20 protein-coding genes are annotated in these 24,968 nt (G+C 59.9%); 2 read left to right on the top strand and 18 right to left on the bottom strand.

Annotation, left to right across the window (positions count from 1 at the left end; all coding sequences use genetic code 11):
* Positions 1–85: 85 nt before the first annotated feature.
* From CKW14_RS10955 to pip, 7 genes are all read right to left on the bottom strand, one after another.
* Positions 86–820 (bottom strand): amino acid ABC transporter ATP-binding protein, encoded by a 735-nt coding sequence (locus CKW14_RS10955; protein WP_095047192.1) that lies wholly within the window; start codon positions 818–820, stop codon positions 86–88.
* Positions 813–1,772: an amino acid ABC transporter permease gene (locus CKW14_RS10950; RefSeq protein WP_095047191.1), complete on the bottom strand. Its 960-nt coding sequence runs from the start codon at positions 1,770–1,772 to the stop codon at positions 813–815. The genes CKW14_RS10955 and CKW14_RS10950 overlap by 8 nt, the downstream gene beginning before the upstream one ends.
* Before the next feature lie 138 nt (positions 1,773–1,910).
* The gene (locus tag CKW14_RS10945) at positions 1,911–2,708 is read right to left on the bottom strand and encodes a transporter substrate-binding domain-containing protein (RefSeq protein WP_034152980.1); all 798 of its coding nucleotides are present in this window, start codon (positions 2,706–2,708) and stop codon (positions 1,911–1,913) included.
* A 374-nt stretch (positions 2,709–3,082) separates the two neighbouring features.
* Positions 3,083–5,653: a glucans biosynthesis glucosyltransferase MdoH gene (gene mdoH / locus CKW14_RS10940; RefSeq protein ID WP_095047190.1), complete on the bottom strand. Its 2,571-nt coding sequence runs from the start codon at positions 5,651–5,653 to the stop codon at positions 3,083–3,085.
* Entirely contained in the window at positions 5,646–7,430 is a 1,785-nt protein-coding gene (locus CKW14_RS10935) for a glucan biosynthesis protein G (protein WP_176471276.1), read from the bottom strand. The genes mdoH and CKW14_RS10935 overlap by 8 nt, the downstream gene beginning before the upstream one ends.
* A gap of 350 nt (positions 7,431–7,780) precedes the next feature.
* A complete protein-coding gene (gene dtd, locus CKW14_RS10930) occupies positions 7,781–8,218 on the bottom strand; it encodes a D-aminoacyl-tRNA deacylase (protein WP_007909321.1) in 438 nt (145 codons plus the stop codon).
* Complete coding sequence (gene pip / locus CKW14_RS10925) at positions 8,215–9,186, bottom strand: prolyl aminopeptidase (protein ID WP_008080611.1); 972 nt, start codon at positions 9,184–9,186, stop codon at positions 8,215–8,217. Before pip ends, dtd begins: the two co-directional genes overlap by 4 nt.
* 346 nt (positions 9,187–9,532) lie before the next feature.
* Here pip and CKW14_RS10920 point away from each other — a divergent pair, with 346 nt between their 5' ends.
* Positions 9,533–10,051: a hypothetical protein gene (locus CKW14_RS10920; RefSeq protein ID WP_095047189.1), complete on the top strand. Its 519-nt coding sequence runs from the start codon at positions 9,533–9,535 to the stop codon at positions 10,049–10,051.
* Between the two features lie 90 nt (positions 10,052–10,141).
* Here CKW14_RS10920 and hutG read toward each other — a convergent pair whose 3' ends face one another.
* The 11 genes from hutG to hutC all read right to left on the bottom strand — a co-directional run bounded on the left by hutG (position 10,142) and on the right by hutC (position 23,441).
* Positions 10,142–10,939 (bottom strand): N-formylglutamate deformylase, encoded by a 798-nt coding sequence (gene hutG / locus CKW14_RS10915; RefSeq protein ID WP_095047188.1) that lies wholly within the window; start codon positions 10,937–10,939, stop codon positions 10,142–10,144.
* Between the two features lie 10 nt (positions 10,940–10,949).
* Positions 10,950–12,155, bottom strand: a complete 1,206-nt coding sequence (gene hutI / locus CKW14_RS10910) for an imidazolonepropionase (RefSeq protein ID WP_095047187.1) — start codon at positions 12,153–12,155, stop codon at positions 10,950–10,952.
* Between the two features lie 135 nt (positions 12,156–12,290).
* The gene (gene hutH / locus CKW14_RS10905) at positions 12,291–13,823 is read right to left on the bottom strand and encodes a histidine ammonia-lyase (protein ID WP_095047186.1); all 1,533 of its coding nucleotides are present in this window, start codon (positions 13,821–13,823) and stop codon (positions 12,291–12,293) included.
* A 115-nt stretch (positions 13,824–13,938) separates the two neighbouring features.
* A complete protein-coding gene (hutH, locus tag CKW14_RS10900) occupies positions 13,939–15,462 on the bottom strand; it encodes a histidine ammonia-lyase (RefSeq protein ID WP_095047185.1) in 1,524 nt (507 codons plus the stop codon).
* Positions 15,463–15,604: 142 nt separating this feature from the next.
* Complete coding sequence (locus tag CKW14_RS10895) at positions 15,605–16,435, bottom strand: glycine betaine/L-proline ABC transporter ATP-binding protein (RefSeq protein ID WP_095047184.1); 831 nt, start codon at positions 16,433–16,435, stop codon at positions 15,605–15,607.
* Positions 16,432–17,283, bottom strand: coding sequence for a proline/glycine betaine ABC transporter permease (locus CKW14_RS10890; protein WP_007949591.1), 852 nt, complete (start codon positions 17,281–17,283; stop codon positions 16,432–16,434). The genes CKW14_RS10895 and CKW14_RS10890 overlap by 4 nt, the downstream gene beginning before the upstream one ends.
* An 83-nt stretch (positions 17,284–17,366) precedes the next feature.
* The gene (locus tag CKW14_RS10885) at positions 17,367–18,335 is read right to left on the bottom strand and encodes an ABC transporter substrate-binding protein (protein WP_095047183.1); all 969 of its coding nucleotides are present in this window, start codon (positions 18,333–18,335) and stop codon (positions 17,367–17,369) included.
* Between the two features lie 69 nt (positions 18,336–18,404).
* Positions 18,405–19,877 carry a cytosine permease gene (locus CKW14_RS10880; protein WP_095047182.1) on the bottom strand — a complete coding sequence of 491 codons (1,473 nt, stop codon included), beginning with the start codon at positions 19,875–19,877 and terminating at the stop codon, positions 18,405–18,407.
* 155 nt (positions 19,878–20,032) lie between these two features.
* Positions 20,033–21,715 carry a urocanate hydratase gene (gene hutU, locus CKW14_RS10875; protein ID WP_095047181.1) on the bottom strand — a complete coding sequence of 561 codons (1,683 nt, stop codon included), beginning with the start codon at positions 21,713–21,715 and terminating at the stop codon, positions 20,033–20,035.
* Positions 21,716–22,164: 449 nt separating this feature from the next.
* Positions 22,165–22,734 carry a HutD family protein gene (locus CKW14_RS10870; RefSeq protein ID WP_095047180.1) on the bottom strand — a complete coding sequence of 190 codons (570 nt, stop codon included), beginning with the start codon at positions 22,732–22,734 and terminating at the stop codon, positions 22,165–22,167.
* Positions 22,731–23,441 (bottom strand): histidine utilization repressor, encoded by a 711-nt coding sequence (hutC, locus tag CKW14_RS10865; RefSeq protein ID WP_163013658.1) that lies wholly within the window; start codon positions 23,439–23,441, stop codon positions 22,731–22,733. The genes CKW14_RS10870 and hutC overlap by 4 nt, the downstream gene beginning before the upstream one ends.
* A 145-nt stretch (positions 23,442–23,586) precedes the next feature.
* On the opposite strand from hutC, the gene CKW14_RS10860 reads away from it, so the two are divergent.
* Entirely contained in the window at positions 23,587–24,951 is a 1,365-nt protein-coding gene (locus CKW14_RS10860; protein ID WP_095047179.1) for a formimidoylglutamate deiminase, read from the top strand.
* The last annotated feature ends 17 nt before the right edge of the window (positions 24,952–24,968 follow it).

Genomic DNA, 24,968 nt, shown 5'->3' with positions numbered 1-24,968 from the left:
CCTGTGACGCTCCGCGTCGCGCATGCAAAGGGACGCGGAGCGTCCCGGGCGGCATTCCCACGCGGAGCGTGGGAACGATCAGGTACTACAAGACCTGACGCAAGAAGGCCTGCGCACGCGGATCCTTCGGCGCATCAAAGAATTCAGCCGGCGCAGCATCTTCCAGCAGCTTGCCGTGATCGAAAAACAACACCCGATCCGCCACTTCCCGGGCAAAGCCCATTTCGTGGGTCACGCAGACCATGGTCATGCCTTCCACGGCCAGGTTCTTCATCACATCCAGCACCTCGCCGACCATTTCCGGGTCGAGCGCCGAGGTTGGCTCATCGAACAGCATGACCTTCGGCTCCATCGCCAGCGCTCGGGCAATCGCCACGCGCTGTTGCTGACCACCGGACAGGCGTGACGGAAATTCGTTGGCCTTCTGCGCAATCCCGACCTTTTGCAGCAACTCCATCGCCTTGGCTTCGCGCTCTTGCTTGCCGCGCTTGCGCACGACTTTCTGCGCTAGACAGAGGTTTTCCAGCACGGTCATGTGCGGGAACAGGTTGAAATGCTGGAACACCATGCCGACTTCGCGGCGGTAGGCGTTGACGTCGGTTTTCGGGTCGGCCAATTGCAGGCCGTCGATGCTCACCGAGCCGGAATCGAATTGTTCCAGGCCATTGAGGCAACGCAGGAAGGTCGACTTGCCGGAACCCGACGGGCCGATCACCACCAGCACTTCGCCTTTGGCCACCGTGGTGCTGACGTTATCCACCGCGCGCACTACTTGCCCGCGGGTGTCGAAGACTTTTACCAGATCGCGGACTTCAATCACTTTGCGCGAGCCTCCGCTCAAGCCGGCTGGCGATTTTCGACAGCGGCAGGTTGATCAACAGGTACAGACCGGCGACGCAGAACAAAATCTCGAACGGCGAGAACGAGGTGGTGATGACCTCGCGGCCGCTTTTTAACAGTTCGGTGATGGCGATCACCGACACCAGCGAGGTGTCCTTGACCAGACTGATGAATTGCCCGGCCAGCGGCGGCAGCACGCGTTTCAGCGCTTGCGGCAACACCACGTGACGCATCGATTGACCGGCACTCAGACCGAGCGAGCGCGCTGCTTCGTTCTGGCCACGGGCAATCGATTGCACGCCGGAGCGGATGATCTCCGCCACGTAGGCGCCAGTGAACAGCGACAGCGCGGCGATCCCGGCGAACTCGCGGGACAGGTTCATCACCGTGCCGATGAAGAAGTAGAAAATGAAGATCTGCACCAGCAGCGGCGTGCCGCGCACCAGTTCGACATAAATCGTCGAGAGGTCGCGCAGGGTCGGGTTGTTCGACAGCCGACAGAGGCCGGTGACCAGACCGATCAGCAAACCCAGGACACCGGAAACCACTGACAGCCAAAGCGTGGTCCACAGCCCCCACAACAGCGGGCCTGCTGCCCAATGCCGAGTCACGCCCACGACGTCGCCTTCGGCGACATCGTCGCCCTGAGCGAATTGCAGGCTGTTCTCGTCGACAGTCAGGTGCTGCTCGTCACCGGCGTCGTTGCGCAGGGTGACTTGCGCGCTGCTGCCCTTGCGCACCAGTTCGGTGACGGTGGCGATGTCGGTGGCACGCTGGGTTTCCTCGGCCTGATAGGCGAAGTACTGCGGCACACGGTTCCAGCGCCATTCGTAGGACATCAGCGACGTCGCGTAATACAACGCGCCCGCCAGGCCGACCAGCACCAGCACGGTGAGGACGTGCCAGGGCCATTGGGCTTTTTTCTGTTTCATTGCAGGTTCTCGGATGATCGTTCCCACGCTCTGCGTGGGAATGCCGCTCGGGACGCTCTGCGTCCCTGCCTGTTCGTGACGCGGAGCGTCACAGGATGCGTTCCCACGCGGAGCGTGGGAACGATCAGCGGATGCGCGTTATTCCATGTCCTTGAGCCACTCGGTGCTCTTGAACCACTTGTCATGGATGCGATCGTAGGTGCCGTCTTCGTGGATCTGGTGCAGGAAGTTGTTGATGAAGTTGAGGCTGTCGTAGTCACCCTTCTTCAAACCGAACGCCAATGGCTCGTAGGTGAACGGTTTGTCGAGGAACACCAGTTTGCCGGCGCCGACCTTGGTCACCGCAACGACGTTGTACGGGGCGTCATAGATAAAGGCGTCAGCCTTGCCGTTGACCACGTCAAGCACGGCTTCCTGCTCGTTGTCGTAGCCGTGGTACTTGGCTTTGGAGATCAGCTTCTTGGCGACCATTTCGCCGGTGGTGCCGAGCTTGGAGGTGATGCGGTAGTCTGCTGTGTTCAGGTCTTTGTAGGACTTGATGGTGCCTTCCAGTTCCTTGCGGATCAGCAGGGTCTGGCCGACCACGATGAACGGTTCGCTGAAGTTCAGGCGCAGATTGCGTTCCTGAGTCAGGGTCATGCCGCTACCGATCATGTCGAACTTGTCGGTCATCAGCGCCGGGATGATGCCGTCGTAACCGGTGGAAACCAGTTCCAGCTTGACGCCCATGGCCTTGGACATGGCTTTGAGGATATCGACTTCGAAGCCGATGATTTCGCCGCGCTTGTTGGTCATTTCGAACGGCATGTAGGTCGGATCCATACCGACTTTCAACGTGCCGCGCTTGACCGCGTCATCGATCGCACCGGCCTGCGCCGCATTGACTGCAACCAGTGCCGTGACGCCGACCAGCAGCATCGACAGATACTTCTTCATCTTCAAGTCCCCAAAACCATTGCGTTTGCGGCGCGAAAACCAACAGTGACGGGCAAAAAAGCCCGGGTGCGCCAATTCGGGGACGGATGCTAACGCACTCGTTTTTTTGCACAAGGTTTAATGGACGATTTGTTTAACAATCAAGGGCTACCCCCTCACCCCAGCCCTCTCCCCCAAGGGGCGAGGGGGGGGAAGGGAGCCGATCTTCATGCTGTTCAAATCCGAGTTCGACTGGATATTTCAGGTCGGCGTAACTCGAGCATCCAACTCGGTCAGTCCCCTCTCCCTTTGGGAGAGGGGTAGGCGGGCGGCGTTCCGATGAGGGGCTTTTCAGCAGGCCAAAAAAAACCCCGCTGGCTAGCGGGGTTTCTTTATCAGGCCGGCTGAGCCTGCAAGCTCACCGGTCGCAGCGGCAGCAACGGCGCATGCGGATCGGCTTTCACCGACGCGCGCCATGCATCCAGCCACTCGGCGTGACCTTCAGCCCAAACCTGCTCGTGCAGACGCGCCAGCGCTACAGGGTCGCTGAGCAGTTGCAGACGATCATGGTTGTTCAGCCCGGCCGGGCCAACCTTGATCGCGTGGCGCACACGTTCCTGACGCAACCACTCGATCGGCTCGGCCTGACCGTGACGGGAGGTCGCCAGCGAGCACGCCAAAGCGTTCTGCTGTGGATCGACCACCGCGCGGACAAAGCCGTCGTTGAGGGCGTGGTAACGATTTTCGTGGGTGTACTGATCAGTGGCCAGCAGCGCCTGCGGTGGATTGTATTCCTCAGGGATGAGGAACAGGCTCTCGTCACGGGACTTCAGGCCCAGACCGACACGGCTGGAGATCACCGACACCGGGATCGACAGCATCAGCGAACCGACGATCGGCACCAGCCACCAGAGGAAGCTCGGGTTCAACCAGATCACCAGCAGCGCCCAGCAGAAGCCCAACAGGGTCTGCGGGCCGTGGCGTTTGACCGCTTCGCTCCAAGGCGTCGAGTCGTCATCACGCTGCGGCGAGTTCCAGGTCGCGGCCCAGCCAAGGAACGCGGCGAGGACGAAACGGGTGTGGAAAATCATCCGCACCGGCGCCAGCAGCATGGAGAACAACATCTCCAGCAGCATCGACAGGGTCACTTTGAACTTGCCGCCGAACTCTTTCGCGCCCTTGGCCCAGATCAGAATGATGCTCAACAGTTTCGGCAGGAACAGCAGCACGATGGTCGTCGAGAACAGCGCGATCGCCTTGTCCGGGTGCCATTGTGGCCACAACGGATAGAGCTGACGCGGTTCGAGGAAGTACTGCGGCTCCATCAGCGTGTTCACCGCCAGCAGCGCGGTCGACAACACCAGGAAGAAGAACCACAACGGCGCCGACAGGTACGACATTACGCCCGTCAGGAACACCGCACGGTGCACCGGGTGCATGCCTTTAACCAGGAACAGGCGGAAATTCATCAGGTTGCCGTGGCACCAGCGACGGTCACGCTTAAGTTCGTCGAGCAGGTTCGGCGGCAGTTCTTCGTAGCTGCCCGGCAGGTCGTAGGCAATCCACACGCCCCAACCGGCACGGCGCATCAGCGCGGCTTCAACGAAGTCGTGAGACAGAATCGCACCGGAGAACGCACCTTTACCCGGCAACGGCGCCAGGGCGCAGTGGTCGATAAACGGCTTCATGCGGATGATCGCGTTGTGACCCCAGTAATGGGATTCACCCAACTGCCAGAAGTGCAGACCGGCGGTGAACAGCGGGCCGTAAACGCGGGTGGCGAACTGCTGCATACGCGCATACAGGGTGTCCATGCCCGACGCACGCGGCGCGGTCTGGATGATCCCTGCGTCCGGCGTGGCTTCCATCAAGCGCACCAGACTGGTCAGGCACTCGCCGCTCATTACCGAGTCGGCGTCGAGCACGACCATGTACTTATAGTCACCGCCCCAACGACGGCAGAAGTCGTCAAGGTTGCCGCTCTTGCGTTTCACACGACGGCGACGACGGCGATAGAAGATCTTGCCGAAGCCTTTGGCCTCGCGGCAGACGTCCAGCCAAGCCTGTTGCTCGGCCACGCAAATGTCGGTGTCGTTACTGTCACTGAGGACGAAGAAGTCGAAACGATCCAGATCACCGGTGGCAGCGACCGACTCGAACGTTGCGCGCAGACCGGCGAATACGCGCGGTACGTCTTCGTTGCAGATCGGCATCACCAGCGCGGTACGCGCGTCTTTGGCAATCGGCTCGTTGCCGGCGCTTTTGCCGGAGATACGGTATTTATCGTGACCGGTGAGCAACTCGAGGAAGCCCATCAACGCCGTCCAGAAACCCGCCGATACCCAGCAGAACAGAATCCCGAACAGAATCAGGATGCTGGTTTGCAGCGCATACGGCAGCACTTGCGTGGCGGTTTGCAGCAGCGGTTGATGCAGGACTTCTTCGAGATCAACGAACGACCAGCCCTGGTACGGCATGATGCCTTTCATGTACCAGCCGGCGACGATGGTCTGGCCGAGCATCAGCAGCAACAGAATGTAGCGACGAATCGAACCAACGGTGCGCCAGCGCGCGGCCGGCAGGACGTTTTCGTCTTTCGGCGGCTGCGGCGGGTTGGTGCGACCGGTCATGCGGCGCCAGCCACGCACCAGAATATTGGTACGCCATGGCTCCGGCACGACTTTGGTCCGACGGATCGGCGGCGTTGCCTTCAGGCTGACGCGACCGCTGGCGTCGAGCACCAGCATCTCCGCGTCTTCAAGTTCTTCGGCGGTGCTCAGGGTCAGGCGCTTGCGCACCGAAGCCTGGGCGGCTTCGGCAGGGGCGTCGAACGTCGCGGACGACAGGCGTTCATGCAGCTCGCTGAACGACTGGCAGCCCGCGAGTTCCGCGCGCTGCTCGTCGGTCATCGGCAGATGCGCCAGATACTCGGACAGAGTCTCTGGCTGTACTTGAGAGTTACTCATCGGCAGGCAACTGATAGCTCCAGGTCTCGGTCAGGACTTCTTCAGTCGGTGCCGATTCCGGTGTGGCTGGGGCCGCGTCGGCAGCAACAGGCTGCTTGGCGTCTTTGTTGGCCTTGTCCTTGGCATCTGCAGCTGGCTTGGCGTCGGCCTGTTTGGCCTCGGCGGCTTTGGCTTCCTTGTCGATTTTCTCTTGTTGCTTGGCGGCAACCTTGTCGGCCTTGGCAACGGACGAGTTGGACGCCGGCACCGAAGACTTGGCCAGATCGGCCGTGACGATTGGCTGCACCAGAGCGGCACGCATCTCGGTCGACTTGCTCGCGTCCTTGATCTTCATGCGCAGCGTCAAGCGCCAGCCTTTGGTTTCCGGGTTGTAGCGCACGCTGTTTTCAACCAGTTCGGCGTTGTCGCCGACACTGACCTGACTACGCACGTCGGCATCCGGTGCCAAGGCCGCCAGCGATGGACCTTCGAAGTCGACCAAGTAGGCAACGCTGCCATCCGGCTGACGGATCAGGTTCGACTGTTTGACGTCACCGGTCGAACGCAGAGTCTGCGATACCCAGGCGCTGTCCGGCGCGTGAATCGCCGCTTCGTCCATAGTCCAGTGCATCCGGTAGGCGAAGTCCAGTGGCTGGCCCGGCTCGGGCATTTTTTCCGGGCTCCAGAACGCAACGATGTTGTCGTTGGTTTCGTCGGCGGTCGGAATTTCTACCAGATCAACGGTGCCTTTGCCCCACTCGCCCTTCGGCTCGATCCAGGCGCTTGGGCGCTTGTCGTAGCGGTCATCGAGGTCTTCGTAGTGGCTGAAGTCGCGACCACGCTGCAGCAGACCGAAGCCACGCAGGTTCTCGACGCTGAAGTTGCTTACGGCCAGGTGTTTCGGGTTGTTCAGTGGACGCCAGATCCACTCGCCGTTACCGGCATGGATCGACAGACCGCTGGAGTCGTGCAGTTCACGACGGTAGTTGAGGACTTTCGACGGCTGGTTGGCACCGAACAGGAACATGCTGGTCAGCGGTGCGATACCCAGTTTACCGACCTTGTCACGCAGGAACATCTGCGCCTTGACGTCGACAATGGTGTCGCTGCCCGGACGCAGGATCAGACGGTAGGCACCGGTAGCGCGCGGCGAATCCAGCAGGGCGAAGATCACCAGGTGCTTGTCACCCGGCTTCGGCTGTTGAATCCAGAACTCGCGAAAACGTGGGAACTCTTCACCCGACGGCAGCGCGGTATCAATCGCCAGGCCACGGGCCGAGAGGCCGTAGGTGTGGCCCTTGCCGACAACGCGGAAGTAACTCGCGCCGAGCATGGTCATGATTTCGTCTTGCTTGTCGGCCTTGTTGATCGGGTACAGCACACGGAAACCGGCATAACCCAGTTGTTCGGTGGCTTTCGGATCGAATTTGAGGTCGCCGAAATCGAAGCGGGTCGGATCGTATTTGATCTCTTCGACGGTGTTCGCTGTGATTTCGTTGATTTTCACCGGTGTATCGAAGTGCATACCCTGGTGATAAAAGGACAGTTTGAACGGGGTCTTCTGATCAGCCCACTCAGCCTTTTCGGTGAGGAAGCGGATTTTCTGATAGTCCGCGAACTTCATGTCGCGGAATTCGTTCGGCAGGTTGCTGCGCGGGGCTTCGAACTTCTGCCCGGCCAGCTCTTTGGCCTTGGCCGATACATCGTCAAGATTGAACGCCCAAAGCTGACCGGCGCTGAGCAGGCACAGGAGCGCCGAACCCGCTACCAGGGCACTTCGCATGCGTTTGGCAGACATTTTTGCTGCATTACAGGGACTAACAATCACGAGCAACCCTCGCCGAAAACAGATCAAAAAACCAACGGCCAGATGAAGTGCCTGTGAGGCTTTCGGCAGTGAAAAGCCGACCTTCCAGAGCACCCTTGCCAAGTTGGCGAGCATTGTTCCGACTCCGCTGGGGCAAAATGATTCCCCAATCGGATCCAGACAAGTCTCTACCTAAGTCAAAAATGAATCAGCGAACGCTGATCCCAGTGCGCGCGATTATCTAGTAGCCCGCATGACAACGCATCAGGGGTAACAAAGTATTTATCGCGAAAACACCCTAAAAACAGTCGAAATTTCCTAAAAAGGTGTTTCAAGCGCTTTCAGGTCTGTAACAAAAAGGTAACCGGGCCATCGTTGACCAAATGCACCTGCATATCGGCGCCGAATCTACCTGATGCCACAGTGCCATGCACCTGTTTCGCACTGCTTAATAGATAGTCGAACAATTCCTCGCCCAAGGCCGGAGGCGCGGCCGTCGAAAAGCTCGGGCGCAACCCGCTTTTGGTGTCGGCCGCGAGGGTGAACTGCGAGACCAGCAGCAACCCGCCACCGACATCGGCGAGGGACAAGTTCATCTTGCCCTCCGCATCACTGAATACCCGATAGTTAAGCAGTTTATGCAGAAGTTTGTCGGCGCTGGTACGCGTGTCGTCGGGTTCGACCGCCACCAGCACCAGCAAACCGTGATCCACCGCGCCAACCACTTCGCCGGCGACTTCAACCCGCGCACCGCGTACGCGCTGTAACAGCCCCTTCATGCTTCTTCAGGCGGCAGGTCGAGCAGGCGCCGGGCCATGTTCCCCGCGGCGCGTACCAGTGCATCGGTGATGCCCGGTTCAGAGGCCGCGTGGCCGGCATCACGGATCACCTGCAGTTCGCTGTTCGGCCAGGCCTGATGCAATTCCCAGGCGTTGTCGAGCGGGCAAATCACGTCGTAACGACCGTGAATGATCACACCCGGCAAATGGGCGATCTTGCCCATGTCGCGGATCAGCTGGTTCGGCTCAAGGAAGGCATTGTTGGTGAAGTAATGGCACTCGATCCGCGCAATCGACAGTGCGCGCTGCGGTTCGGAGAAGCGATCGACCACCAACGGGTTCGGCCGCAGGGTTGCAGTACGACCTTCCCAGGTCGACCAGGCTTTGGCCGCGTGCATCTGGGCGATCTGGTCGTTGCCGGTCAGGCGCTTGTGGAATGCGCTGAGCAGGTCATCGCGCTCGTCCAGCGGAATTGGCGCGATGTAGTCCTGCCAGTAATCAGGGAACAGACGGCTGGCACCGGCCTGATAGAACCATTCGATTTCCTGCGGACGGCAGAGAAAGATCCCGCGCAGGATCAGACCGTGCACACGCTCCGGGTGGGTTTGTGCGTAAGCCAGCGCCAGGGTCGACCCCCACGAACCGCCAAACAGCACCCATTTATCGATGCCCAGGTGTTTGCGGATGCGCTCAAGGTCGGCGACCAGATCCCAGGTGGTGTTGTTTTCCAGGCTGGCGTGCGGCGTGGAGCGTCCGCAACCGCGCTGGTCGAAGGTGACAATGCGATACAGGTTCGGATCGAAATAGCGACGGCTCTGCGCGTCGCAACCGGCGCCGGGGCCGCCGTGGATGAACACAACCGGCAAACCCTCCGGTGAACCGCTTTCGTCGACGTACAGCGTATGGGTGTCATCGACAGCCAGATCGTGCCGGGCGTGAGGTTTGATCTGCGGAAACAAAGTCTGCATTGCGCGCTCCGTAAGGGGTCGAGGTCATCCCTGGGGGGACTTCTATTATTCTGCCGTTGGGCATCATAAACCCGATTTACGTCAATGAGCATGTCCTCGGCGCTTCGAAATACGATGAAAATCAATGGACACAATAATGTCCGCACAGGACGACCTGGTCTGCCAGCAATGCTTTCAAACTATAAGCTCTCTTAAACCAATCTTTTGCGTATAAAAACAACAGCGCCTATCACATTACCATCTCCGCAACAACTGTCAGGCTTATCAGTAGACACTTCATACTCAGCCAACTTTAATCATGTCGTTCAACAACTGTTTTAACTGACAGGATAAAAATGGATGCCCTATGAATACGCCAAACGACCAAGCCCTTGCCAAAGAGTTTTTTACCGCCACGCTAATTTATCCAAAGGAAGAGAAAGCATTCAAAGCCAGCAATGTAAGTATTACTGATGATACTACGGAGTCAGGTGTGAAGTGCTGGACAATCACGGCATCTGAGTACACCAAAGATGAAAAGGACGGCACCGTTGAAATCCACACTCTCTTACTCTATATAAAAAAGGCCAGCGCCGATCACTCGTTCAACGGCAAGACCGCTCTGGGTCCGGCATTGGCCTTCCCGGACTTCAAGGAAGACAGCGCAGGCTACTACATACTCAAAGACAGCCCGGACGATCAGGATGATGACTTTGATTCCATCCTCGACTCACCTGGAACTGAAGGTGAACTTACCTATTCCCAAACCCCCGATAGCAAGTTCTACATGGGGTCCTTTAGTTTTATTGTAAAAAACCCGGATAACACACAGCACACTATAAAAGGTGAATTCAATATCAGGAACGCCGCCGCACATGTTATTTAAAATACAAGGTCGGTATTTGCTGTAGTCCCGCCCCCTCATTCGGCAGTGGAATAATGATCGCGCTTTTGCGCGCGATCATTACACATTGGATCAACAGGTGCCTTTCCCCCAATTTAGCAGGCCTTGCAAAAGCTCCTTGAGCACCACCCGCGTCGGCTCGGCCAGATCGGCGCGATAGCGGAACGGCTCGAACTCTTCCATGTAGGTGCTCTGGCACAACTCCAGTTGCACGGCGTGGATGTTCTCGGCCGGGTTGCCGTAGTGACGGGTGATGTGGCCGCCCTTGAAGCGTCCGTTGAGCACGTGGCTGTATTGGTCGTGACGCGCGCAGATCGCTTCAAGTTGCGTGGCCAATTGCGGATCACAACTGGCGCCATTGAAGGTGCCGAGGTTGAAGTCCGGTAGTTTGCCGTCGAACAGGTGCGGGATGATCGAGCGGATCGAGTGCGCGTCGAACAGCAGCGCGTAGCCGAATTCGGCTTTCAATCGCGCCAGTTCTTCCTGAAGCGTGCGGTGGTAAGGCGTCCAGATCTGCTCCAGGTAGATTGCGCGTTCCTCTTTCGACGGCTCATGGCCTTCACGGAACAACGGGATGCCATCGAACAGCGTCGCAGGGTACAGACCGGTGGTGGCACCGGCGTACAGCGGTTTGTCGTCGGACGGACGATTCAGGTCAATCACAAAACGCGAATACTCGGCGGCCAAGGTGCTGGCGCCCAGTTCTTCAGCAAAGTCGTAAAGCTGGGGGATATGCCAGTCAGTGTCCGGCAGGCTTTTCGCGTCCGGGATGAGTCCGGCCTCCACCGCCGGGGTCAGGCGCACACCGGCATGCGGCATGCTGATCAGCAGCGGCACGCGACCTTGTTTGAAGTTCAGAACCTTATCCACAACCGCCCTCCTACAGATTTGATTCGACGCCGTGACGCACGACGCGTTTATCCAGATCACCACCGAGCCAATAGGCCAGATCCGCCGGGCGATCGATTTGCCAGGCAACAAAGTCCGCGACCTTGCCGACTTCCAGCGAACCGTGGGTGTCGGCCATGCCCAGCGCTTGTGCGGCGTGAATGGTCGCGCCGGCCAGGGCTTCTTCCGGGGTCATGCGGAAGCAAGTGCAGGCCATGTTCAGCATCAGGCGCAGCGACAGCGCCGGCGAGGTGCCGGGGTTGAGATCGCTGGCGATGGCGATTTTCACCTTGTGCTTGCGCAAGGCGTCCATCGGCGGCAGCTGGGTTTCACGCAGGAAGTAGAACGCGCCCGGCAACAGCACCGCGACGGTGTTGGATTTGGCCATGGCAATGGCGTCAGCCTCGTCCATGAACTCCAGGTGATCGGCAGACAACGCCTTGTATCGCGCGGCGAGGCTTGAGCCGTGCAGCGATGATAGCTGTTCGGCATGCAGCTTCACTGGCAGGCCGAGTTTTTGCGCGGCGATGAACACACGCTCGACCTGTTCAGGGGAGAACGCCAGGTATTCGCAGAAGGCATCTACGGCATCGACCAGACCTTCGGCGGCCAACGCTGGCAGCATCTGAGTGCAGATCAGATCGATGTAATCGTCGGCGCGATCCTTGTACTCCGGTGGCAACGCGTGGGCGGCGAGGCAGGTGCTGCGCACGCTGATCGGCAACTCTTTGGCCAAGCGCCGGATGACCCGGAGGATCTTGCGTTCATTGGCCAGATCGAGGCCGTAGCCCGATTTCATTTCGACCGTGGTCACGCCGTCGCGCATCAGGCTTTTCAGGCGTTTGGCGGCGCTGGCGAACAACTCGTCTTCCGTCGCTTCACGCGTCGCGCGCACGGTGCTGGCGATGCCGCCGCCCGCCGCCGCGATTTCCGCGTAGCTGACGCCTTGCAGTCGCTTTTCAAATTCGCCACTGCGGTTACCACCGAACACCGTGTGGGTGTGGCAGTCGATCAGACCGGGGGTGACCCATGCGCCTTGCAAGTCGTTGACCGCCGGGTATTCGCCGGACGGCAATTGATTGCGCGGGCCGATCCACTCGATGTGCGCACCGGACGTCACGATGGCCGCATCCTCGATGATCGAGTAGACGCCTTGCGCCATGGTTGCGACGTGGCAGTGTTGCCAGAGGGTTTTCACTGTTGGCCTCCGTTGGGGTTGGTGATCGTTCCCACGCTCTGCGTGGGAATGCAGCCGTGACGCTCCGCGTCACTGGACGCGGAGCGTCCCTTGAGGCATTCCCACGCAGAGCGTGGGAACGATCAGTGTGTAGGGTTAAAGGCTAGGCAAAAGCTTTGCCGAAACCAGCTCAGTCAAACACCTCGAAGCCAACAGTTCAGTCGCCGCATTGATGTCCGGAGCAAAAAACCGGTCCTTCTCATAGAACGGCACTTCCTTACGCAAAATCGCCCGCGCCTGCTCCAGCTTCGCCGAGGTCTTCAGACCGTTACGCAGATCCAGACCCTGCACCGCCGCTAGCCATTCCACCGCGAGAATCCCGCGAGTGTTTTCAGCCATTTCCCACAGACGCTTGCCGGCCGCCGGGGCCATCGACACATGGTCTTCCTGGTTGGCCGAGGTCGGCAGGCTGTCGACCGAGTGCGGATGGGACAGCGCCTTGTTCTCGCTGGCCAATGCTGCCGCAGTCACCTGGGCAATCATGAAGCCGGAGTTCACCCCACCATTGGCGACGAGGAACGGCGGCAGTTGCGACATGTGCTTGTCCATCATCAGCGAGATGCGCCGTTCGCTCAGCGAGCCGATTTCGGCGATGGCCAGGGCCATGTTGTCAGCAGCCATGGCCACCGGTTCGGCGTGGAAGTTGCCGCCGGAAATCACATCGCCTTCAGCGGCGAAGACCAGCGGGTTATCCGATACGGCGTTGGCTTCGACGGCCAGCACTTCAGCAGCCTGACGAAACTGCGTCAGGCAAGCGCCCATGACTTGCGGCTGGCAACGCAGCGAATACGGATCCTGAACCTTTTCGCAGTTCTGGTGCGAGTCGGAGACTTCGCTGCGCTCACCGAGCAGATCGCGGTAAGCCGCGGCGGCGTCAATCTGACCTTTCTGGCCACGCGCCGCATGAATGCGTGCGTCGAACGGCGAACGCGAACCCAATACCGCTTCAACCGTCAGACCGCCCAGCGCCAGTGCGCCAGCGAACAGGTCTTCACCTTCAAACAGACCGCGCAGGGCAAACGCGGTGGAGACCTGAGTGCCGTTGAGCAGCGCCAGGCCTTCTTTCGCCGCCAGCGTAAGCGGGGTCAGACCGGCCACTTTCAGCGCTTCGGTGGCTTCCATCCACTCGCCTTTGTAACGGGCCTTGCCCTCACCGAGCAGCACCAGCGACATATGTGCCAACGGCGCCAGATCGCCCGATGCACCCACCGAACCTTTCAACGGAATGTGCGGATAAACCTCGGCGTTGATCAGCGCGATCAGCGCATCGATCACCACTCGGCGAATACCGGAGAAACCACGGCTGAGGCTGTTGACCTTGAGCACCATGATCAGCCGTACCAGTTCGTCGCTGATCGGCTGACCGACACCCGCAGCGTGGGACAACACCAACGAGCGCTGGAGGTTTTCCAGGTCTTCGCTGGCAATGCGGGTCGAGGCCAGCAGGCCGAAACCGGTGTTGATGCCGTAAGCGGTGCGGTTCTCGGCGAGGATCTGCTCGACGCAAGCGACGCTGGCTTCGATCTGCGCCGAGGCGCTGTTGTCGAGGCTCAGCTTGACCGGGTTCTGATAGACGTCACGCAGTTGGGCCAGGCTCAGTTGGCCGGGAATCAGGTTCAGCGCAGTCATTTTGTGCTCCTTTTGAGAGTTTGTTATTAACTCGCCAGACGCTCCGGAGATGTCCGTTGTCCGTCGCGTCTCGCCTTTTGGGGAGTCGCGCCTTGGCACGCTGGCGTGGGTATTGTCAGTGCAGATTCGGTAATACGTTGTGCAGCGTATTCGGGTTTTTCAGAACGCTCGCAGCGGCAGCGATATCCGGCGCCAGCCAGCGATCCTGGTCGTAGGCCGGAACCGTTTCGCGCAGCAGTCGCCACGCGCGGTCAGTGCCCACGCCAAAGCGCTGTTCCTTGAGGAATTCAAACGCCTGCGCCGCCAGCAGATATTCGATAGCGAGTATCTGTGTACAGTTTTCCAGGGCGCGGTGCAGCTTCAGCGCGGCGTTGGTGCCCATGCTCAAGTGGTCTTCCTGCAGGCCCGAGGTAATGTAGTTATCGAGCACCGCCGGTTGCGCCAATTGACGGTTTTCCGCACACAGTGACGCGGCGACGTATTGCACGATCATCATCCCGGAATTAACCCCAGGATTGGCCACCAGAAATGCCGGCAAACCGCTAACGTGCGGGTTCACCAGACGATCGAGGCGACGCTCGGCAATCGAGCCGATTTCGGCCATGGCAATCGCCAGCAAATCCGCCGCCATCGCCACCGATTGCCCGTGTGGGTTGGCTTGCGACATCACCCGGAAATTGTCCGGCGTGCCCAGCAGGAGCGGGTTATCAGTGCAGCCGTTGAGTTCGGCTTCGACCTGTCTGATCGCATGTTCCAATTGATCGCGTGCAGCGCCGTGCACCTGCGGGATCGAACGGATACTCAGCGCATCTTGAGTACGGATGCCCTTGCTCGACGCAATTACTTCACTGCCATCGAGCAACGCACGCAGATTGATGCCGACCTGCTGCATGCCCGGGTGCGGTTTCAGCGCGATGATCTCAGCGTCGAACGCATCGATCTGGCCGCGCTGGGCTTCGAAACTCATTGCGCCGATGACGTCGGCCCATTGCACCAACCGCGTTGCGTCGGCAATCGCCAGACAGCTGAGGCCGGTCATGCACGGCGTGCCGTTGACCAGGCACAAACCGTCCTTCGCACCCAGTTGCACCGGCTTCAAGCCTTCTTCAGCCAATGCCTGTTGCGCCGAGGTGATCTGGCCGCGATAGCTGACATTACCGACGCCGAGCAACGCGATGCCGATGTGCGCCATGTGCGTCAGATAACCCACCGAACCTTGCGACGGCACTTGCGGAGTGATGCCGCGATTGAGCAGCGTCAGCAGGCCTTCGACGACCCGGCGATGGATGCCGGATTTGCCGTGGCTGTAGTTGTGAATCGCCGCGCAGATGATCGCGCGAGTCTGCTCATCGGGCAGCACCGGGCCGACGCCGCAGGCATGGCTAAGCAAGGTGTTGCGCGAGAGCTGGCTGAGTTGCTCGTCTTTGAGCGAGACGTTGGACAAACCGCCCAGACCGGTGTTGACGCCATAGGCGCGCTCGCCGCTGGCGACGATGCGCTGAACGATGCCTTGGGCGTTTTCGATGCGCGCCCAGGTGTCGCTGGACAGTTCCAGAGGCGCGCCGTGACGGGCGACGGCGACCACGTCCTGCCAACGCAGGGGGCTGCCGGTGATAACGATTTTTTCAGCCTGGGACATCTAAAAAACCTCTTGAACAAGATCGTTCCCACGCTCTGCGTGGGAATGCCGCCTGGGACGCTCCGCGTCCCGACTTCTGCTCTGTGCAGGGTGACGCGGAGCGTCACGGGATGCATTCCCACGCAGAGCGTGGGAACGAGCGTCAGACCACCGCCGCCCGCCGCTGCACAAACCGGTCAACGTACTCATCCGCCGGCGAATGCAGAATCTCGCGTGGCGTGCCGACCTGAATCAGCCGGCCATCCTTGAGAATCGCGATGCGGTTGCCGATACGCACCGCCTCATCGAGGTCATGGGTGATGAAGACGATGGTCTTGTGCAGGGTCTTTTGCAGCTCCAGCAACTGGTCCTGCATCTCCGCGCGAATAAGTGGATCCAGCGCACTGAACGCTTCGTCCATCAGGATGATGTCGGTGTCCGCCGCCAAGGCGCGGGCCAGGCCGACACGCTGACGCATGCCGCCGGAGAGCTGGTGCGGGTATTTGTTTTCGTAGCCTTTGAGGCCCACGGTGTTGATCCAGTGCAGCGCGCGTTCCGAGCACATCTGCTTGCTCTCGCCACGCACTTTCAGGCCGTAGGCGACGTTGTCGAGCACGCTCTTGTGCGGCAGCAGGCCGAAGCTCTGGAACACCATGCTGATCTTGTGCCGGCGAAATTCGCGCAGGGCGTCCATGTCGTATTGCAGGATGTCCACACCGTCGACGAGGATCGCGCCGCTGGTCGGGTCGATCAGGCGGTTGAAGTGACGCACCAGCGTCGACTTGCCCGAGCCGGACAGGCCCATGATCACGAAGATCTCGCCGGTGCCGATGCTCAGCGACAGGTCGTTAACGCCGACTACGCAACCGGTTTCGTTCAGCACCTGATCCTTGGTCTTGCCCTGGCCGACCATGGCCAGCGCTTCTTTGGCGCGGTTGCCGAAAATCTTGAAGACGTTTTTGACTTCGATCTTGCTCACGGTTGCGTTGCTCATTTGCTCACCTCATGCCGTGGCCGACCGTACGCCTGAGTAATGCGGTCGATGACCACTGCGAGAATCACGATCGCCAGACCGGCTTCGAGGCCGCGTCCAACGTTGAGAGTCTGAATCCCCACCAGCACATCTTCACCCAGACCTCGGGCACCGATCATCGAAGCGATCACTACCATCGACAGGGCCATCATGGTGGTCTGGTTGATCCCGGCCATGATGCTTGGCAGGGCCAGCGGCAATTGCACGCCGAACAGTTGCTGCCAGCGGTTGGCGCCGAACGCGTTGATCGCTTCCATCACTTCGCCGTCGACCTGGCGAATACCCAGATCAGTCAGGCGAATCAGCGGCGGCGCGGCGTAGATCACCGTGGCGAAAATCGCCGGGACCTTGCCCAGACCGAACAGCATCAGCACCGGGATCAGATACACGAAGCTGGGCATGGTCTGCATGATGTCGAGCAGCGGCATCAGCACCGAACGCAGGCGATTGCTGCGCGCCGAGAGAATCCCCAGCGGGATGCCGATCAGCACCGAAATGATCGTCGCGACCATCATCAGCGCCAGCGTCTGCATGAGCTTGTCCCACAGGCCAACGGCGCCGACGAGGAACAGCAGACCGACGATGACCGCCGTGGTCACCACTTTGCGCGTGGCGTGCCAGGCGACGACACCGACGATCGCCAGCATCAACCACCACGGCGCCGCACGCAGCAGGCCTTCGAGGTTGACGATGGCCCAGAGCAGGGTGTCGGAGATGTGGCGGAACACATCACCGTAGTTGGTGACCAGTGAATCGACCCAACCGTTGACCCAGTCGGCGATGGAAAAGGTAAAGCTTTCGGGAAACATAAGCGGCTCTCAATCAGAAATCTCAATCAAGCGATTACGGCATATCTCCCGGCCAGCCTCACGGTTGACCGGGAGGTATCGACCTACAGCGCCGCGTCGATTTTCTTGGCTGCGTCTGCACTGACCCACGCATGCCAGACCTCAGGATGTTCCTTGAGGAAGATTTTCGCCAGTTTTGGCGACTCGATACGTTCCTTGGCCATGCGGCCCAGGTTCTGGTTCAGAAGGTCGATCGGCAGGTTGACCTTTTCCAGCACGGCGACCAGTTCCGGGGCCTCGTCGTGGAAGGTTTTCGACAGGCCGACCTTGATGCTTACGGTCTTGTCGACGCCCGGTTTTTCTTCCAGTTTCACCGCGTCGATCTGGCCCATCAGCGGGGTTGGCGACCAGTAGTAGAACAGGATCGGCTCGCCGCGCTTGTAGCTCGACAGCACCGCCGCATCCAGCGCCGGGCCTGTGCCCGGGCGGAAGTTGGTGTAGCTGCTTTCGAGGCCATAGCTTTTCAACATTTCGCTGTTATCGAGTTCGCAGGTCCAACCCGCCGGGCAGTTGTAGAAGCGACCCTTGGACGGCTCTTCGGCGTCCTTGAACACGGCAGCGTATTTGCCCAGATCGGCAATGTTTTTCAGGTCCGGGGCTTTCGGCTCAAGCTTGCGCTTGGCGTCGCCTTCAATCACGTAGCGCGGCACGTACCAGCCTTCGACAGCGCCGACAATCGGTGCACCGACACCGACGACCTTGCCGGCCTTCTCGGCCTTGTTCCAGACTTCGCTGCGGCCGACCCACTCTTCGGCGAACACTTGAATATCGTTGCTGCTCAGGGCGTTCTCCATGGTGATGGAGTTGCCCGGGAGGCTGTCGGTCTTGCAGTCGTAACCTTTCTCCAGCACCACTTGCAGCACGTCGGTCAGCAGCATGCCGCTTTCCCAGTTCAGGCCGGCGAATTTCACCGGTTTACCCGATTCGCACCAGCCAGCGGCTTGGGTCGCACCGGCACTGGCCAGCAGGCCCATGGACAGCAGTGTGGTGAGCAGGGTCTTGTTCGATTTCATTGTTTCGACGCTCCTAATCATGAATTGGCTTACGGCAGTCAAGAGGCATCCAGCCCTGTCCACGTCCAATCAGGCCTGCGCCGCAGCGCGACCGGCCCCACTTTTTTCAGGTGGTACAACGCTGTTCTGCTCGACCGGCAGAATCAGTTGATCAGGTACCGCGCTGTGCCATTTTTTTGCGCACACGTAGTAGACGGCAGCCGGCAGCACCAGACCGATGATCCAGGAAATGTCCACATCACCGAGGGCCGCCACCAGCGGGCCGGTGTAGAACTTGGTGGAGATGAACGGCAACTGCACCAGCACACCGAACACATAGACGCTGATGCCGAGCAGGTTCCAGCGGCCATAGCGACCGTTCGGATTGGCCAGCGCCGGCACGTCATAGCGCTCGCGGGTGATGCAGTAGTAATCCACCAGGTTGATCGCGCTCCACGGGGTGAAAAACGCGAGCAGGAACAGGATGAAAGACTTGAACGCACCGAGGAACGAGTGCTGACCAAGCAGTGCAATCAGGGTCGCTGCGCCGACAATCACCAGCACAAACACCAGACGCTGCATGCGCGTAACGGTCAGGTGACCTTTGAAACCACTGATGATGGTCGCGATGCACATGAAGCTGCCGTAGGAGTTCAGCGTCGAGATGGTCACCTTGCCGAACGCGATGCTGAAGTACAGCAGCGCAGCGGTGGCACCGGTGCCGCCCAGACCGACGATGTAAGCCACCTCATGACCGGCGAACTGGCCGTTGGCCGAAGCCGCAGCGAACACACCGAGGATCATCGCCACTTGCGCGCCAACCACTGAACCGGCACCGGCGGCGAAGAAGGTTTTCACCGCCGAGGTGTTGCTCGGCAAGTAACGGGAATAGTCAGCCACGTAGGGGCCGAAAGCGATCTGCCAGGAGGCCGCGAGCGACACCGCGAGCAGGAAGCTGCTCCAGCTGAAATGACGGATTTGCAGGAGTGCGCCGACGTCGGTTTGGCTCATCAAACGCCAGAACAGGAAGACGAAAGCGATCACGCCAATCACGCTGGCAACACGGCCGATCCAGTGGATCACCCGATAACCGAGCACCGTCACCAGCACGATGACGCTGGCAAAAATCAGGATGCCGACGCTGTCACTGACGTTAAACAACTGACCCAACGCTTGACCGGAAAGCACGGTACCCGTCGCGGTGAAACCCAGGTACATCAGGCACACCAGCACGATCGGGATTGCCGCGCCGTAAACGCCAAACTGCACGCGACTGGAGATCATCTGCGGCAGACCCAGTTTCGGCCCTTGCGCAGCGTGCAACGCCATCACCCCGCCGCCGAGCAGTTGGCCGATCAACAGACCGATCAACGACCAGAACACATCACCGCCCAGCACCACGGCCAAGGCCCCGGTGACAATCGCGGTGATTTGCAGATTCGCCCCCATCCACAGGGTGAACTGGCTAAACAGACGACCGTGTCTTTCCGCTTCCGGGATGTAGTCGATCGAACGCTTTTCGATCAACGGTTTGTTGCCTGCACGATCGGTGTTAACAGCCATGATTCAACCTCTGTGGATTGTTCCGGGTTTTGTTCTTTTTTGGCTTTTGCTTTTGTAGGAGTGAGCCTGCTCGCGATTGCGATGGGTCAGTCAGCACATTTGCCGACTGTGCCGGCCTCATCGCGAGCAGGCTCACTCCTACAGGGGTTGTGCGTTTATTTACCGGTAATCATCGGCAGGTTCAGGCCCTGTTCCTTGGCGCAGTCGATGGCGATCTGGTAACCGGCATCGGCGTGACGCATGACACCGGTGGCCGGGTCGTTGTGCAGTACGCGCGCAATACGCTCGGCCGCTTCGTCCGTACCGTCGCAAACAATCACCATGCCCGAGTGTTGCGAGAAGCCCATGCCGACACCGCCGCCGTGGTGCAGGGAAACCCAGGTCGCCCCGCTTGCAGTGTTGAGCAATGCGTTGAGCAGAGGCCAGTCGGACACGGCGTCGGAACCGTCTTGCATCGATTCGGTTTCACGATTCGGGCTTGCGACCGAGCCGGAGTCGAGGTGGTCGCGACCGATCACGATCGGCGCCGACAGCTCACCGCTGCGGACCATTTCGTTGAAGGCCAGACCGAGCTTGGCGCGCAGGCCCAAACCAACCCAGCAGATACGTGCCGGCAGCCCCTGGAAGCTGATGCGCTCGCGGGCCATGTCCAGCCAGTTGTGCAGATGGGCGTCGTCCGGGATCAGCTCTTTGACCTTGGCGTCGGTTTTGTAGATGTCTTGCGGATCACCCGACAGCGCCGCCCAACGGAACGGACCGATGCCACGGCAGAACAGCGGACGGATGTAGGCCGGTACGAAACCCGGGAAATCGAAGGCGTTTTCGACGCCTTCTTCCTGCGCCATCTGACGGATATTGTTGCCGTAGTCGAAGGTCGGGATGCCTTGCTTCTGGAATTCCAGCATGGCTTTGACGTGCACCGCCATCGACTGCTTGGCGGCTTTGATTACGGCGGCCGGTTCGGTCTTGGCGCGAGCGCGGTATTCGTCCCAGGTCCAGCCCGCCGGCAGGTAGCCGTTGAGCGGGTCGTGGGCGCTGGTCTGGTCGGTGACCATGTCCGGGCGTACGCCGCGCTTGACCAGTTCCGGGAGAATTTCTGCGGCGTTACCCAGCAGGGCGATGGAAATCGCTTTACCTTCTTTGGTGTATTTGTCGATGCGCGCCAGGGCGTCGTCGAGGTCTTTGGCCTGCTCGTCGACGTAACGGCTTTTCAGGCGGAAATCGATGCTGACTTGTTGGCATTCGATGTTCAGCGAGCAAGCGCCGGCGAGGGTTGCCGCCAGCGGTTGCGCACCACCCATGCCGCCCAGACCGGCGGTGAGGACCCACTTGCCGGTGAGGTTGTCGTTGTAGTGCTGGCGACCGGCTTCAACGAAGGTTTCGTAGGTGCCTTGAACGATGCCCTGGCTGCCGATGTAGATCCAGCTGCCGGCGGTCATCTGGCCGTACATGGCCAAGCCTTTGGCGTCGAGTTCGTTGAAGTGCTCCCAGCTCGCCCAGTGTGGCACCAGGTTGGAGTTGGCGATCAGGACGCGCGGGGCATTGCTATGAGTCTTGAATACGCCGACCGGCTTGCCGGACTGCACCAGCAGGGTCTCGTCGTCGTTCAGGTTGGTCAGGCTCTCGACGATCTTGTCGTAGCACTCCCAGTTACGCGCGGCGCGACCGATACCACCGTAAACCACTAGCTCTTTGGGGTTCTCGGCGACTTCCGGGTCGAGATTGTTCATCAGCATGCGCAGCGGCGCTTCGGTCAGCCAGCTCTTGGCGGTCAGCTTGTTGCCGCGGGCGGCGCGGATCTCAACGTTGCGAAACTTTGTAGGCTTATTGTCAGTCACGAAAAAGACTCCTCAGCGATCAATTCAAACCAACCCTGGCAGTGGGCAAGCAGCCTGTGCGCTTCGATGCGCGACAAGCGAATCAGTGGACGCTGCGGAGAGTCTCGAGCGACTCATACGCATACGTCTTTACTTGTACATACAAGCATATGCAATCAAGCGGCCAACTTGTTGGAGGAGTGTTCAAGAAAAATCGCGGGCACGGCTGGAGGGCTTCTGAATCAAGGGTTCGGGCGTGGATGAAATTTTTCATGGGGATGATTTAGGGCGACGGGACTTTGTTACGTGAGCGTGGTTTTGCGCCACGCTGGGGCGTTCGGTAACAAGTTGGTGCGTGGGTTGGGAACACCCCAAAAGCAAAAGATCGCAGCCTTCGGCAGCTCCTGGATTGGGATTGATGTAGACCCTGTAGGAGCTGCCGAAGGCTGCGATCTTTTAAGATTTTTGAATCAGCGCGCAGTCAACTCGATCACGCAGCATGCGGCGTTGGTGGAGACTTCGGCCAGCCCACTGTTACCGTCCAGTTGCAGACAATCATGTCGCCCCAACTGCGACGTGCTGTCGCCAACCGCCACTTCCAGCAAATCGCTGACACTGAACACCAGCAACGTTCCCGCCGAACTGAAGAGCCGCTGCTCACCGTCCAGCCACTGCAACCGCGCGCTGTAACGCTGCGGCGCATAGATCAGGTTGAAATCGCGAATCGCACCGCCTAGCAGCGTGCACGACACCTGGCTCTCACCACTGAAAGCAAACGGGTCGAGCGGTAACAGCGGCCGCGTATCGTCGCCGTCAACGCACAAGGTCATGCCGTCACCCTGCAACACGGTGATCACCCGCTGGTAACCGGCGAACGTCGAAAAACCACCCGACTCAGCGATGTCGGCAATCGACAGGCGCCAGCCAAAACCGTCCAGGCCGGCCCCCGCGTCACGGGTGATTTCTTCAGTGCTGCCGCCACCGTTTTTCCACGGCATGCGCGGGTAGCCTTCGGCGCGTAAAACCTTCACTTGAGTCATTTATGAAAGCGTCCTTCCAGACGATGACGGGAACCTGGGTGAATCAGTCGAGCAGCGGTAACCGGCTGGCGCCCCGACCATGTGCGGCGACGAATCAGCAAACACGGCTCACCTTTTTCAATCTGCAGCAACTTGCACTCGGAGGGCTCGGCCAGAATCGCTTCAACCACGTGCTCGCCCTCAGTCAGCGGCGCCACCTGATTGAGATACGCGTAAGGCGTCTGCAGAGTGAAATCCTGCTTGAGGTATTCCGGCGCGACCAGTGCGTTGACGAAACGGTCTTCGATTTGCACCGGAATATCATTTTCGTAATGCACGATCAGCGAGTGGAACACCTTCTGCCCTTCACGCATGTCCAGCGCCAGCGCGCGCTCGGAACCGGCAGCCTCTTCTTCAAGAGTGATGACCTGGCAGGTGTGGCGATGGCCACGGGAGGCGATTTCGTCGGCGATGTTGTGCACTTCGAACAGCGCAGACTGGCTCTTCGGTTCGGCGACAAAGGTGCCGACGCCTTGCATGCGCACCAACAGACCGTCAGCGGTCATCTCGCGTAGCGCGCGGTTGATGGTCATGCGGCTGAAACCGAGTTGATTGACCAGCTCGCTTTCGGACGGCACGCGGTAGTGCGGCGGCCAGTTTCCGCTGTCGATCTGCTGGGTGATCATCTGTTTGACGCGGGCGTACAAGGGCGCCGGACTGTCGCCCATGTTCGCGGCCAACGGGGAGACTGGAGGCGGAGTCGGCACGGTTGATCCCTGTTCATTGGTGAAAGTGGCTAGCTTGCCGGAGTTTACCGGGCAGGCAAACGTCTGTATATGTATATACAAATAACACACGATGGGGTGCTGAACCATGTCCGCCTTCTTTGCCGAACGCGCGCTGCTGCCTAACGGATGGGCCAACAATGTACGTCTTGAGGTCAGCGCCGATGGCCTGCTGACCCAGATTCAGGCCGATTCCACCGCAGACGGCGCCGAACGGCTGAGCGGCCCGCTGTTGCCGGGCATGCCGAATTTGCACTCCCACGCCTTCCAGCGGGCGATGGCGGGTCTGGCTGAAGTGGCCGGCAATCCGAACGACAGTTTCTGGACGTGGCGCGACTTGATGTATCGGCTCGTCGGAAAAATCAGCCCGGATCAGCTCGGCGTGATTGCCCGTCAGCTGTACATCGAAATGCTCAAGGCCGGTTATACCTCCGTCGCTGAATTTCATTACGTGCACCACGACAGCAATGGTCAGCCTTACGCCGATCCGGCTGAACTGGCCTTGCGCATCAGCCAGGCTGCGAGTGAAAGCGGCATCGGTCTGACGCTGTTGCCGGTGCTCTACAGCCACTCTGGTTTCGGCGGCCAGACGCCGAATGACGGCCAACGTCGCTTTATCAACAGCAGCGAAAATTACCTGAACCTGCAATCGCGTTTGCAGCCGTTACTGGCGCAGCAAAAGGCGCAATCGCTGGGCCTTTGCTTTCACTCGTTGCGCGCAGTGACGCCGCAACAGATCAGTGAAGTTTTGGCGGCCAGCGACAAGCAATGCCCGGTGCACATCCACATCGCCGAGCAGCAAAAAGAAGTCGAAGATTGCCTGAGCTGGAGCGGTCGGCGGCCGCTGCAATGGCTGTACGAAAATACCGAAGTCGATCAGCGCTGGTGCCTGGTGCACGCCACTCACGCCAACCCGGAAGAAGTCACGCTGATGGCCAAGAGTCGCGCCATCGCCGGGCTGTGCCTGACCACGGAGGCTAATCTGGGCGACGGGATTTTCCCGGCGGTGGACTTCCTCGCCCAGGGCGGGCGCATGGGCATAGGTTCCGACAGTCATGTGTCGCTTAGCGTGGTGGAAGAATTGCGTTGGCTGGAATACGGCCAGCGTCTGCGCGATCAGCGGCGCAATCGCTTGTATGGCGCGGATCAACCGATGGTCGGGCGCACGCTGTATGACGCGGCGCTGGATGGCGGTGCGCAAGCGTTGGGGCAGCCGATTGGCGCGCTGGAGGTTGGCAAGCGTGCGGACTGGATTGTGCTCGACGGCAGCGATCCGTATCTGGCGACGGCCAATGGCGACGGGATTTTGAATCGCTGGTTGTTTGCCGGCGGCGACCGTCAGGTGCGCGATGTGCTGGTCAATGGTCAGTGGGTAGTGCGTGATGGTCGACATGCTGGCGAAGAAGACAGTGCTAGCGCCTTCACCCAGGTCCTGCGTGACCTCCTCGGCTGACAGCTGATCGTTCCCAC

It is taken from the genome of Pseudomonas sp. Irchel s3a12, from assembly GCF_900187485.1.
GTDB lineage: Bacteria > Pseudomonadota > Gammaproteobacteria > Pseudomonadales > Pseudomonadaceae > Aquipseudomonas > Aquipseudomonas neuropathica.
Note: the sequence above shows the minus strand (reverse complement) of the source record. Positions and strands in the feature narration are given on the sequence as shown.